Origin of the sequence: Mycobacterium sp. DL440, from assembly GCF_011745145.1 — a bacterium.
Taxonomy (GTDB): Bacteria; Actinomycetota; Actinomycetes; order Mycobacteriales; family Mycobacteriaceae; genus Mycobacterium.
This window is the reverse complement of record NZ_CP050191.1, coordinates 4,994,758-5,006,224: the sequence shown is the minus strand read 5'-3', so window position 1 is coordinate 5,006,224 and position 11,467 is coordinate 4,994,758. Positions and strand designations below refer to the sequence as shown.

14 protein-coding genes are annotated in these 11,467 nt (G+C 66.8%); 5 read left to right on the top strand and 9 right to left on the bottom strand.

What is annotated here, in order from left to right; genetic code table 11:
• Positions 1-135: 135 nt before the first annotated feature.
• The 5 genes from HBE63_RS24400 to HBE63_RS24380 are packed head-to-tail and all read right to left on the bottom strand — an operon-like array spanning position 136 to position 3,383.
• Positions 136-1,038: a CopD family protein gene (locus HBE63_RS24400; protein WP_166907046.1), complete on the bottom strand. Its 903-nt coding sequence runs from the start codon at positions 1,036-1,038 to the stop codon at positions 136-138.
• Positions 966-1,472: a copper resistance CopC family protein gene (locus HBE63_RS24395; RefSeq protein WP_166907045.1), complete on the bottom strand. Its 507-nt coding sequence runs from the start codon at positions 1,470-1,472 to the stop codon at positions 966-968. The genes HBE63_RS24400 and HBE63_RS24395 overlap by 73 nt, the downstream gene beginning before the upstream one ends.
• Positions 1,469-2,155 carry a YcnI family protein gene (locus HBE63_RS24390; protein ID WP_166907044.1) on the bottom strand — a complete coding sequence of 229 codons (687 nt, stop codon included), beginning with the start codon at positions 2,153-2,155 and terminating at the stop codon, positions 1,469-1,471. Before HBE63_RS24390 ends, HBE63_RS24395 begins: the two co-directional genes overlap by 4 nt.
• A 37-nt stretch (positions 2,156-2,192) precedes the next feature.
• A complete protein-coding gene (locus HBE63_RS24385) occupies positions 2,193-2,717 on the bottom strand; it encodes a hypothetical protein (protein ID WP_166907043.1) in 525 nt (174 codons plus the stop codon).
• A 9-nt stretch (positions 2,718-2,726) separates the two neighbouring features.
• The gene (locus HBE63_RS24380) at positions 2,727-3,383 is read right to left on the bottom strand and encodes a DUF6474 family protein (RefSeq protein ID WP_166910147.1); all 657 of its coding nucleotides are present in this window, start codon (positions 3,381-3,383) and stop codon (positions 2,727-2,729) included.
• Positions 3,384-3,595: 212 nt separating this feature from the next.
• Between HBE63_RS24380 and HBE63_RS31570 the strand changes: the two genes are divergently transcribed.
• From HBE63_RS31570 to HBE63_RS24365, 3 genes are all read left to right on the top strand, one after another.
• Positions 3,596-4,768 carry a hypothetical protein gene (locus HBE63_RS31570; RefSeq protein ID WP_243858265.1) on the top strand — a complete coding sequence of 391 codons (1,173 nt, stop codon included), beginning with the start codon at positions 3,596-3,598 and terminating at the stop codon, positions 4,766-4,768.
• Positions 4,769-4,837: 69 nt separating this feature from the next.
• Complete coding sequence (locus HBE63_RS24370) at positions 4,838-5,329, top strand: ImmA/IrrE family metallo-endopeptidase (RefSeq protein ID WP_166907042.1); 492 nt, start codon at positions 4,838-4,840, stop codon at positions 5,327-5,329.
• Positions 5,326-6,468 carry a hypothetical protein gene (locus tag HBE63_RS24365; protein ID WP_166907041.1) on the top strand — a complete coding sequence of 381 codons (1,143 nt, stop codon included), beginning with the start codon at positions 5,326-5,328 and terminating at the stop codon, positions 6,466-6,468. The genes HBE63_RS24370 and HBE63_RS24365 overlap by 4 nt, the downstream gene beginning before the upstream one ends.
• A gap of 81 nt (positions 6,469-6,549) precedes the next feature.
• Here HBE63_RS24365 and HBE63_RS24360 read toward each other — a convergent pair whose 3' ends face one another.
• The 4 genes from HBE63_RS24360 to HBE63_RS24345 form a co-directional block, all read right to left on the bottom strand.
• A complete protein-coding gene (locus tag HBE63_RS24360) occupies positions 6,550-6,948 on the bottom strand; it encodes a transcriptional regulator (protein WP_166907040.1) in 399 nt (132 codons plus the stop codon).
• Between the two features lie 893 nt (positions 6,949-7,841).
• Positions 7,842-8,378: a peptidase gene (locus HBE63_RS24355; protein ID WP_166907039.1), complete on the bottom strand. Its 537-nt coding sequence runs from the start codon at positions 8,376-8,378 to the stop codon at positions 7,842-7,844.
• Positions 8,379-8,607: 229 nt separating this feature from the next.
• Positions 8,608-9,231, bottom strand: coding sequence for a superoxide dismutase (locus HBE63_RS24350; protein WP_166907038.1), 624 nt, complete (start codon positions 9,229-9,231; stop codon positions 8,608-8,610).
• A gap of 151 nt (positions 9,232-9,382) precedes the next feature.
• A complete protein-coding gene (locus HBE63_RS24345) occupies positions 9,383-9,541 on the bottom strand; it encodes a hypothetical protein (RefSeq protein WP_166907037.1) in 159 nt (52 codons plus the stop codon).
• 423 nt (positions 9,542-9,964) lie between these two features.
• On the opposite strand from HBE63_RS24345, the gene HBE63_RS24340 reads away from it, so the two are divergent.
• Together HBE63_RS24340 and HBE63_RS24335 are read left to right on the top strand one after the other, a co-directional pair.
• Positions 9,965-10,306: a rhodanese-like domain-containing protein gene (locus HBE63_RS24340; protein ID WP_166907036.1), complete on the top strand. Its 342-nt coding sequence runs from the start codon at positions 9,965-9,967 to the stop codon at positions 10,304-10,306.
• Between the two features lie 40 nt (positions 10,307-10,346).
• Positions 10,347-11,465 carry a DUF4328 domain-containing protein gene (locus HBE63_RS24335; protein ID WP_166907035.1) on the top strand — a complete coding sequence of 373 codons (1,119 nt, stop codon included), beginning with the start codon at positions 10,347-10,349 and terminating at the stop codon, positions 11,463-11,465.
• Positions 11,466-11,467: the final 2 nt, after the last annotated feature.

Here is an 11,467-nt window from a genome sequence, read left to right as displayed (position 1 = left end):
CCCCGGTTGCGGGCTTCTCGGCGGGTTGATCCTGCTGCTCTGCCATCTGGCTGCTCCTTTGCAGTATCCGGTGTTCCGCGCGAGCGCGGTGGGTAGGGCCGGCAGTGTTTCCCATCATGCCAGGCGCCGCAGCGGTCAACCCGTGACGGCCAGAGCCGCGGCAAGGCTGACCGCCACAGCCATGATGCCCAATTCCATCGACGAGCGGCTCTGCGACAACGCGGCGCTGCTGCGGTGCGCCCGCGCCGCGGGCAGCCACTGTGACCGGTTTCGCCAGGCCAGCACCACCAGGGCCGTGGTCACGACCACTTTCGCCGCCAAGATCCGGCCGTAGGCGGTGCCCCACAATTCGGCGGGCGAGTCCAACTTGATCGCTGCCCCGGCCACGCCGGCGACCAGCAGCACCCCCACGCACGACAGCGACAACTGTGAAAAACGGGGCAACACCCTGGCCCACTGACCCCGGTGCGTCACCGTGAGCACCAGCGCGGCCAGCACCCCGCACCACACTGCGGCGGCCAGCGCGTGCACCGCCAGGGCAATCCCGCCGACCGGGCTCTCCGAGAGATGCCCGGCCAGCGTCCTGGCCGCCATACCGACCGCGGCGACACCGACCGTCGCGACCGTCGTGGTGGCACCCCGCGGGGCCAGGATTGCCGCCCCGGCGACAATCAGCGCGGCCGCGATGCCGACCAGCCCGGAACGGCCCGCAGTCGTATGGAGGCCGAAGTCAGTCAGGGTGCGGACGCCGATCTGCCAGAAGCCGACGCCCGCGGTCTGCGCCGCCTCCACGGTCAGCCGCACGATCTCGGTCAGCAGCCAGATCGCCGCGACCAAGCCCAGCGGTCGCGCGGCCCTGCGGCTCAATTCGGCGCGGTAGCGGTCGGATTCGAGCAGTGGGACCGCTGCCAGGCCCAGGGTCACGATGGCGGCGCCGTCAGCCAGCGCCCGGATCAACGCGCCGGTCACCGCTGACGCCGGACCGCCCACCAGGCTCCACCACCGATGAGCACCGCGGCGACCAACACGAACGGCCACACCACGATGCCACCGTCGGACTGCGCAGGCGACGACGCGGCCGCCCCCGGCGTACCCGACCCGGCGACCGTCAGGTCGAACGACCAGGAACCCGACACCACGTGTCCGTCGGCCGAGGTCACCCGGTAGTTGACCGTGTACGTACCGGCCGGGCCGAGCGGACGGACCCCGACGCTGAGCACCGCGCCGGCCACCAACGGATCGCCCTCGGACCACAGGTTGTTGTCCGGCCCGACGACCGTCATGTTGGCGAAGGCGGGCTGCAGTGCCTCGTTGAACGTGGCGCTCACCTTGGGCGGGGAGCTGCTCAACGCGGAATGTTCGGCCGGGTCGGCGGCGATCCGGACCGCATGCGCCGATGCCGAAGGGGCACCGAGCAGTGCCGAGCAGGCCAGGATCAGCCCCGTCAGAGCAGCGGCCAGCGGCCGGCTCATGACCGCCGCCGATTAAGCAGGCTTGCGACCACTGCGCCGGCCGCCACGATCAACGCTCCGCCGGCCAGCCAGCGGGCCGAGTTGTCGACGGTGCCCGCGGGCTGCGCGACCTGCGAGGGCGCACGGCTGGGCGCCGCAGGCACCTCGGTGCCGTGTTCGGTGGGGCCCGCTGGAGGAGGTGCGCCGGTGAGCGTCAACTGCGGGGCCGGATGCTCGGGCTCGCTGCCGTCGGGCAGGGGCGGCTGATCCCAGCGGACCACCGAGCCGTCGGAGTAGGTCTGGGTGGCGGGAAAGCTCGCCGTCGCCGCGTCGGGAAGTTTGACCGACACCTGGAACAGGGCGAACTGCTCGGGTGAGATACCCACCCCGGGGGCCGCGGTCCACGTCACCGCCCGGACCGTACCCGCCGAGGTGTCACGGTCCAGCTTGACGGTCCAGCCAGGCATCACCTCGGTGCGGGCCGAGGCCACATCAGGTAGGTCGACTGTCAACTGTGTTGTCAGCGCGCCGGTATCGGACTCGCCGGGGACCCGGAAGGTGAGCACCGAGGTGGTCCCCGGAGTCGGATTGTCGGCATCGACGTGGACATGCGCCCAGGCCGGTGCGGCGGTGAGCAGACCGGTGACGGCTATCGCCGCGGTCGTGAGGAGGGCGCGCGAGGACGCCCCGGTGAAGGGTTGCATTCGGAGGTGTCTTTCTGGAGTTGATCGGGTCGGATGGTCAGGCTGCGACGCCGACCGGCGGACCCCGATGCGACACCGAAGCGGCAAGGAGAAGGGCTGAGTGCAACGGCTGATCGGCGCTGCGGATCGCGACGCGGGCCGCAGCGCCGGGGGCGGGGCGGCCAGTCCTCACCACCGCGCGGGCCACCCGCGAAACCGCTGCCGACAAGCGGGCACCGCAGGCGATCAGACCCGCGCCGAGCGATACCGCCGCCACATGCGCGCCGAACATCGCCAGGCCGGGCTGCGCGCCGTGTGCGTGACCGGCCGTGGCCAACAAACCGTGCGCCAGCAGCTGGCCGGTACCCAGCAGGCCCCACAACACCGCGGCGCGGTTTGCGCCGGCCAGGGTCGCGGCCAGCGTTCCCAACGTCACTGCAAGGACCACGAGTTGGGCGGCCACGGCCCCGCCCGGCAGGGCACCGCCGGCCATGCCATGAGCGGCGATGGCGAGCGCGGCCGTGAGTGAGCCGACGGCCGTACCGCGCAGCGGGGCTGCGGAGTCGGTACGGGCGACGGTCATGGAACTGCGCTAGACCAACCCGAGCCGCGCCATCAGATCGGCATCGATGCCGTCGAGTTGGGCGGCGATCGCTGCATGGGCGCCGCGGCGACGTGCGGTCGGCATGTTCTCGGCGGCGGTCACCGCTGCCGCCAGATCGGTGAGCCGCTCGTTGATCGCCGTGACGAACTGTTTGGTCTCGGCGTCCTTCGGCTTCTTCTCGGCGACCTGTCGCAGGGTCTGCTCGGCCCCGGAAATCCGTGCGGACAACTCGGCGCCGTGCCCGGAGAACTGACCGAGCTGGGCCAGTGGGACACCGAGACGATCGGCGCGACGCTCGTCCAAGGCGCCCCGGGCGGCCGTGGCGGCCCGGTAGATCAACGGCACGAGCACCGGCGCCAGCAAACGTGTGACAGTGAGTACGCGGCGAATCCGGGCGGGGGCGAGCAGACGTCCCTCGCGGGCCGCCTTCAACTCGTTTTCGGCCACTTTGAGGGCATTGCGGTCACTGTCCCGCTGCGCTTTGACCTGAGCATTGAGGGCCCGTTGCGCAGATTTTTGATCGGACTTGATGCGACGGGCGTCGTTCTTTGCGGTGAGCCTGGCTTCCAGCTTGGCCTTGGCCTTGATGGCGCGGGCTTCGGCGCGGCGGGTGGCGCGGCTTTTTCGTCGCGTGAACAGGCCCATTCCGGTTGCCTCCCGGTCAATTCGTCGTGTGTTCGTGGTCACCGCAGAACTGCTGCAGACCCACAGTATCGTCCGGCGGATTTGCTCCGCCGCGACTCCCCGCCATGGGCGCGGGTAATCGACTCAGCTAGCAAATTTGAACTGCCCGGTTGTGCGAGAATCAGATTCATCAATCGAAGCTGTTGGGCGGTGCGCGAAAGGGTGGTGAGAACGTGCGTTCGCGGTTGCGCGTCGCCGCCTCGACCGGTCTGGTGCTAACGGGCCTGATCACCGCCGGTGTCGGAGGGGCATTGGCATTTGCCGACCCTGATCGGGGTCGGCCCGATGGCGGCCAGGGAACCTCGAACAACGCCGGCAATGGCCACGACGGGCATGACGGGCATGACGGCAAGGACCACGGCCAAGGCCATTCCCACGACGGCGACAACCAGGGCGAAAATGACGGCGGCACCGGGTCCATGGGCACGCGTACGTCCCACAGTGGCACTCGGACCACCGGCAAGCCGACCAGGACCACGGGCCGCCCCACCAGGACAACCGGCAAACCTTCGGGAACCGGAGAACCGACGGACACCGCGCAACCGTCCGGCTCGCAGACACCTCCGCAAACCGGCACCGACACCAAATCGCCGACCCCGACCAAGACGGATACCGAGACTGAGACGCCACCCACCTCGCAGCCGTCGGAGACCGAGACACCCACGACGCCATCGACGACTGACGTGACGTCGACCACGGAGTCGACCACCAAGACGACCGAATCGACCACAAAGACCTCCGAGACGACCGAGACCACCAAGTCGACTTCGGAGACGACCTCTGGAACGACGGAGACCACCGAAACCACCACGACCCTCATCGGCGGTGCCGCCGGCGGTGGTGGCGGGGGAGGCGGTGTCCCGGCGCCGTTCAACTACCCGCGACCCCCGGACATGCTGATGCCGGCAGCGCAGGCACAGGCTCCCGACGTGGCCGTGCCACCCCCGCCCGGCCTGGCCGCCGCGGCCGGGCTGCCGCCGATCGCCGTTCCGGTCATCGCCCTGCCGGTCATCGTGCCGCCGCTCGCGCTGCCGTTGGGCGCTCCGGGCAATGACCACGGGCCGCAGTCCGGGCCACGGTCGGGGCCTGAAGCGCAACCCAACACCAAGATGCGCACCGAGTCGCGGCCTCCCGCCGCCGTCGGCTTGGACGCAGCGATGCCGGTGGCTTTCCGGGCCGGGTACGCGGACTACCTTCGCACCGCGAGCACCAGCGAACTCGCGGCGGTGGCGCTGCCGGGGGTGACCGGGATGATGGCCCTGACCGGCCTTGGCGGACTCGTGGGTTACCGGCAGGCCAAAGCCGGCCGGACGGTCCGAATCGATGCCAGTCGGTTCATGAGTTAGGTACGACTTGGAAGAATCCAGGTAAGAGGATTTATCCGGGCGTGCTACGAAAGGGTGGGAAGGGGGAACATGTCCGCCAGTCGAAGCGTCACGCGCGCTGTCAACGAGGTTCTCGACCTCGCCCCGCGACGGGGTGAAGTCACATTGACCCGCCTGGTCGACGCGGTGGCCGAGGACCGCGGCAGGCCGATCGAGTTGACCACGGCCGAGCTTCCGACCGGTGTCTGCGGGCAGTGGCGGCAGTACACCGACCGCGATGTGTTCCTCATCCAGCAGGGTCTGCCGGCCTGGGACCGCACCCTGGCTCACGAACTCGGGCACCTGGTCCTGGGCCACGAAGGCATATCGATCGTCGACGCTGCCGCGGCCTCCGCCGAGGTGGCCACCTCGGATCTGATCAGTTACATGCTCAACCAGCGGACCGGCTGCATGGGCCCCAACGGAGAGGACATCGAGCAGGAGGCCGAGGACTTTGCCGCGCTTCTGCTCTACCGCCTCGGCCGGTTGCCGTCCGACCGGTCATCGATCGTGCAGGTTCGCCTCGGAGAGGCGTTTGGTTGATCGTCTGGGTGATCGCAGGCCTGCTCGGCCTGGCTACTGGCCTGCGCATCGGTTGGGCTCTGGTCAACAAACAATCCCTGGTGAGCTCCGCGATGATCCTGTCGTTGGGCAGCCTCGGCGTCGTAGCCGCGCTGAACTGGGAGCCGCTCGCCCTGCTGATCGACACGGTGGTGCACTGGCCCAACATCGCGGCCGGCCTGAGCCAGGTCGCGCTGATCGCCTGTGCGGCAGGCAGTTGCGTCATGATCACGACCGCGTCCTCGGGCCATTCGGCCACGCTCACCCGTCGTATCGCGCTGATCCAGTACGGCATCGCCGGCGCCGTCGTCATCATCAGCCTGCTGATCTTCTTCCGCGCCGGTCGGCAACCGGAGATGTCCCCCGCCGAGTATCTGAGGCGGGACCTCGGATCGCACGGAGCCTCGTGGCTGCTGCCACTGCTCTACGTGTTTTTGGCGCTCACCCTGGTGGTCTGGGCCGGTCTGCGCTACTCGAACCGCAGCCGGCGCGGGCGGGCGCTGTTCCTGTTCACCATCGGCATGGTGCTGATCGTGGCTTCCAGTGGCTTCGTCCTGCTCAGGGCGGCGGGGCGGACCGAACCCGTCGGTGTCGGCGCTGCGGCCACCCTCCTCGGGTGTGCGATGGTCGTTGTCGCCGCCGGATCGCTGCTGCCGAGTGTCGAAGACTGGTTCGGCGCACGCCACGAATTACGGACCATCAAACCGCTTCTGAGCGAATTGGCCCAGCGTCAGCCCGACGTGGGCATCGGGGTGCGTCCGCGCGGACCGTTGGTGTTCCGCGTAGCCGAACGGATGTCGCTGATCTCCGATGCGCTCTACCTGGAGGCCACCGCCGCCGACGCGCGGCAGCACGAAACCGCCGGGCCGCGTGGATCAAGCGGGTCGGGAGAATCAAGCGGCACAACACAATTGGGGGATACCGAGCGACCTCAGGTGCCACCGCGAGATCAGGCCGAGGCCATCGCCGAGTGGATCTACGACACCCGGGAGAGCGACAAGGATTCGGCGTTCCCGGGGCTGGCGTGGTTGAGCCAGCCCGAATCGTATTCCGACCGGGAATGGATTCTGGCGATTGCCGAGCAGTACCGGGAATTGGACCGCACGACGTCGCGTAGCTGAAACCCGCGCGAGTGGGATCCACCGAGTGATCCCCACTGACGTGGGTTTCAGCTGCGCGAAAGTGCCAGCCGAACCGACGGATCAGCCGTCGAGATGTTCCCGGCGGCGCAGTTCATCTACCTTCTGCACCAGATCTTGCTGAGCTTCGTTGGACAGCCCGACGGTGCGGGCAGCGATCCGGCGGATCCCTTCGTCACGCATGCTGGCCAGCCAGGTCAGCTCCTTGTCGAGCTTCTCGTAGTACTCGTCGTCGGTGAAGTAAGCCGGCTTGATCCGAAAGAAGTTGGCAAGGGCGGCCATGGTAGCCACCGACGGGTTGGTCCGGTTGCCCGAACGGAGTTGCGACAGGTACGGGGCCGACATGGTGACGCCCTCGGACTTGAGTGCGGCGATCACCTCGGCAGACGTATGGGGTCCGCGCCCAGGCGGATAAACCGTATCGAACAGGCGGTTTAGGCGGGCGGCGAACGTCTTGCTCATCGATTTGACCTCCACATGCTTCACGAGCGGTACGAATTAGGCGGCGTATTTGCTGACCATCGTAGCGAGTGTTGTGACGACAACCAAGTGCAAACGCCACAAAAGTTAAACGGGCTTTGCGTTTCGGCTGCCTCTGGTGCGGATACCGGGGTCTTCGCCGTAGGGGTACGGCGGGATTGTGCCGTCTGACAATGCAAAAGGTGACGGCTGCGTTGCATTGGACGCGATGAGCTGCGAGCACAGGGGTACTCGATCATGATCAAATTCTTGGCCGGCAACCGAAGCGGTGCCGTGACTAGCGGAAACGAATATTTGCTAGAGTCTAGGTCCGGGGTCGCGTCGGATTGCGCGCGACGCCGTTGTCGGACGACGTGGAACACGTTACAGGTTGGGCGGTGGAATGCCCGTCAACCCCCTCGCGCGCGATAGCCAGACGGGCCTGGACGGATTCTGGACCCGATTCTGGAAGGCGGTTGCCGGGCGGAAGCGGACGGTGGTTTCCGCCGTCGCCGGACAATCGACGGTACAAATGCGCCAACAGTGACGGTTGCGGCGGGTCGTCCCGGCTACCTGAAGCTCGTATTGGGTCGCCGATCTCGCCGATCCTGCTATGACGCTGACGCCTGCGCCTGCGGACATGGCGACCTTTCGACACACCGCCCGATACCTGCCGCTTATGCGGCTTACCCCAACTACGGTCGAAGGTGTCGCCCACCGCATCGCAGCCCGTCGACCGGGCTCATGGCCGGCATGTCGACGCGACGATTGCGGGCTTCCGCCCTTCGCTGATCTAGAGGGACCCTAGCCGTTGTCCGCCGAGCTCGCTAGGGTTCCTATCCCTTTTCGATAGCTGGATTCTCTTTGTTGGAGAAGATGTCCCACATCTGGCGCGTTTACGCCGCCAACAGCATCGCCAGGATCGCGGTGTCGGGATGGCTGATCGGGTCGACACCCACCCTGCTGACCATAGACGTGACCGTGCCGTCGGATTCGGCTTCCACCCAGGCCGCGCGGTGTTCCAGTCCGAGATGTGGAAGGCCGGGTAGCAACACGCAGCCCGAAGCGGCGCCGGTGCACTCGGGAAGCGACGGCATTGTCTCCGAAGGTGGATGCAACATCAGTAGTGCCGGCGGTTGATGGTCGGCGAAATAACCGGGCGGAACCGCGGATTCGCCGACTACCGGTCCCTCTGCGATGACAATGCCGACGGTACCGGGGCGGGGCATCTCGGGCAATTCCTCGCGGACGCCGAAAATCGTTGTGGTGGACAGTAATCCGGGCAGCGAGGCGACCCTGACGGTGACCATGAGGAGCTGCGCCCACTCTTTGGTGGAGTCGGGCCATCGGCCCAGCACCACAAACCCTTTGAGCGCACCGCCGGAATGAAAGGGGGCGATCTCAATCGCCCGGCCGGACCCCGTCGTATCCATATCGCCTCCGGGACATCGGTGCTGGCTCGCCGGTTGGTCGGTGCTCCGACACGTCTGTGGGTCGATCACATCAGAATGCGGCAGCAACGGGGGCGGTGCAAGGCGACACGGGATCCGGCGGGTAACGAGTCGGCCAAGAACGAGGGCGGGGCGTCACGCAATGTGCGCGACGCCCCTTGATGAGAGATCAGAAACCGATCAAGCCCTCGAAGTCGGACCGGGACCGGAGCTAGCCGAAGATCAGGCCGTTGGTCTTGGAGGTGGCCGCTGCGTAGCGGTTCTGCACGTCCTCCCAGTTCACGACATTCCAGAAGGCCTTGACGTAGTCGGCCTTGACGTTCTTGTACTGCAGGTAGAAGGCGTGCTCCCACATGTCGACCTGCAGCAGCGGGATGATGCCCAGCGGCACGTTGGCCTGCTGGTCGTAGAGCTGGAAGGTGAGCAGCCGGTCGCCGAGGCTGTCGTAGCCGAGCACCGCCCAACCCGAACCCTGCAGCCCGTTGGCGGCGGCGGTGAACTGCGCCTGGAACTTGTCGAACGAGCCGAACTGATCATCGATCGCCGCGGCGAGGTCGCCCGTCGGCTTGTCGCCACCGTTGGGGGACAGGTTCTTCCACCAGATCGAGTGGTTCACGTGGCCGCCGAGGTGGAAGGCCAGGTTCTTCTCGTTGAGGAAGATCGCAGCGTGGTCACTGTTGGCCCGCGCCTCGTCGAGCTTCGCGACGGCATCGTTGACGCCCTTGACGTACGCCGCGTGGTGCTTGCTGTGGTGGAGTTCGTTGATCTGCCCGGAGATGTGGGGCTCCAGAGCTCCGTAGTCGTAATCCAGGTCCGGCAAGGTGTATTCAGCCACGAGATTCCTTCCTCATTATCGATCGATGGAGCCAGGCGTCAGCTTCTGATGCTCAAGTTCGACGCTCAAGATCACTGCCAACATTGCTCCATCGCAAGGCGCACCGCAAGGACGCGCGCGCCGACCACACGTATACCCGATCGGGTGGTGGTCAGAACAAGACGATCACGGCCAGTACGCCGAGCAGCAGCAGGGCGATCACGCTGGCCCGAAGGAAGGCCATCGACTGGTTACGGGTCTGCAGATGTCCGGATGAATGCCATTCGGGCTGCGGAAACGCTGAACCCGAACCGATCGGATGTGACGCCATCAAACACTCCTGACCTGCACGATCGATGCTTGTCCTCCAGTGAGTTCTGTCACAACAGCTGGTGTGACGCCGATCATAGCCCGTGTAATGGCCAGGAGAAAATCGGCCTCCGCGTCGATTACCCGGCGCCTGGAATCAGGCTGATCCCAAGTGACCCGGCCGGTGCCGATGGCCGCGGTTTAGCCGAGTGCTTAATTTCGCTCCGCGCCTGTGGTGGTTGTTGATCGCTGCCGAGAACACCCCAGGTTTATCCACAGTGATGGACAGCTACCGCACAGTAACGCCCATTTCGGGGGCTTTTCTCCAGGTGCCGGGGCTGTGGATGAACCTGTGGAAACTGTGGATAGCTTTGCGTTGCTAACGCCGCGACAAGCGATCAGGGTCGGGTGCGCTCGCCGGTGTCGGCATGCGAGCATTGACGGCATGGACGATGTGGAAGTCGGGAAGGCAGATATCGCTGCGGTACCCACCACGTTCGAAGGTGCTGTGGTGCTGCTCGACGTCCGTGAGGATGACGAATGGCAACGCGGTCACGCTGAAGGTGCCCAGCACATCCCGATGGGTGATGTGCCGACGCGAATCGCCGAGATCGACCCCGACGCCGAGCTGTATGTGATCTGCCACGCGGGTGGACGTTCCCTGCGGGTGGCGAACTATCTGGCCCGCAACGGTTACACCCCGGTCAATGTCGAGGGCGGAATGTTGGCCTGGGCCGGTGCCGGACGCCCCGTCATCACCGACGCCGGCGGCCCGGGAACCGTCTGAGGTCGGGGACCTGTCCCGAGATCGTGACTAGGCTGGCCGCATGATCCAGGTGTGTTCGCAGTGCGGGACGCGCTGGAACGTGCGTGACCGGCAGCGGTCGTGGTGTCCGCGGTGCGGCGGCTCGTTGTTGGCCCCCTCGGCACCGTCGTCGCCGCAGTCTCAGTGGGGACCCGCTGCCCGGCCTGCGGCGCCGTCGTCGCCGGCGGCAGGGCACACTCCACCGCATCTAGCCCCCGGCTATCGCTGGATCGCCGTGCGTCCAGGCCCTCCGCCACACCAGCGCCGGCAGCGGCGTCCGCTCGGCCCGACGCCGCACTACCGCGCGATTCCGAGTTGGGGGCTGCACCAACAGTTCGAGCTCGAGGAGCAGCCTCAGAAGACCGACGCCGAGACCGATGCCGGCAATGTGCGCCTCATGCTCGTCGCGGCCATGGTGGTGCTGGGAATCGCCGCCTTCGCCCACGTGATTCGTTACGTGCTGCTGCTCATCAACCGCAGCGTGCTGCTGCATCCGCTGATCGCGATCGGCGGCGTGGTTATCGGGCTGCTGGCCAGCGTGGTGGCGATGGGCGTCGTGGTCGTCGCGGTGGTGTCGCTGGTGCGTTGGCTGATCACGCGGCGGGCCGCCGGGTATGCCGCGCACGGCGAGGTGGATCCGCGCAGCACCAGGACACTGTGGCTGTGCTGTCTACTGCCCGGTGTGAACCTCGTGATGGCGCCGGTGTTCGTGTGGGAACTGGCCGTTCTCGAAGGACGCCTCTCACACCTGCGTCGCCAGATCGCGGTGTGGTGGATCGTTTGGGTGTTCAGCGCAGTGGTCGCGTTCGCGTCGATGGTGAGCACCCTGTACGTGACGTTCTTCAACGACACACCGCAGAACATCGCGAACAACACCGTGACCGCGATTGTCGGGTACCTGTTGGCGCTGGCGGCATTCCTGTTGACCGCCAAGGTGTTCGTCGGGTTCGAGGGCAGCGGTACGACGGCTGAGCGCAGCGTGCGGCGCTGGGTGGTGATCGAGCCCGAGTCCGCTGGTCCGAACCCGGCTCCTGACCCGTCCCCGGTCGACACCGAGGCGGCCGACACTTCGCAGAATTGTGAGGATTCCGCTGAATCCGCCGTTCCGGTTGAGACCCAAGGGCAGAACCCGGCAGCATAGGC

What these genes read in the sequence shown, in the direction of transcription:
- HBE63_RS24395 (WP_166907045.1), bottom strand. Translation starts at nt 1,472, where the DNA reads ATGAGCCGGCCGCTGGCCGCTGCTCTGACGGGGCTGATCCTGGCCTGC.
- HBE63_RS24390 (WP_166907044.1), bottom strand. Translation starts at nt 2,155, where the DNA reads ATGCAACCCTTCACCGGGGCGTCCTCGCGCGCCCTCCTCACGACCGCG.
- HBE63_RS24385 (WP_166907043.1), bottom strand. Translation starts at nt 2,717, where the DNA reads ATGACCGTCGCCCGTACCGACTCCGCAGCCCCGCTGCGCGGTACGGCC.
- HBE63_RS24380 (WP_166910147.1), bottom strand. Translation starts at nt 3,383, where the DNA reads ATGGGCCTGTTCACGCGACGAAAAAGCCGCGCCACCCGCCGCGCCGAA.
- HBE63_RS24370 (WP_166907042.1), top strand. Translation starts at nt 4,838, where the DNA reads ATGTCCGCCAGTCGAAGCGTCACGCGCGCTGTCAACGAGGTTCTCGAC.
- HBE63_RS24360 (WP_166907040.1), bottom strand. Translation starts at nt 6,948, where the DNA reads ATGAGCAAGACGTTCGCCGCCCGCCTAAACCGCCTGTTCGATACGGTT.
- HBE63_RS24355 (WP_166907039.1), bottom strand. Translation starts at nt 8,378, where the DNA reads ATGGATACGACGGGGTCCGGCCGGGCGATTGAGATCGCCCCCTTTCAT.
- HBE63_RS24345 (WP_166907037.1), bottom strand. Translation starts at nt 9,541, where the DNA reads ATGGCGTCACATCCGATCGGTTCGGGTTCAGCGTTTCCGCAGCCCGAA.
- HBE63_RS24340 (WP_166907036.1), top strand. Translation starts at nt 9,965, where the DNA reads ATGGACGATGTGGAAGTCGGGAAGGCAGATATCGCTGCGGTACCCACC.
- HBE63_RS24335 (WP_166907035.1), top strand. Translation starts at nt 10,347, where the DNA reads ATGATCCAGGTGTGTTCGCAGTGCGGGACGCGCTGGAACGTGCGTGAC.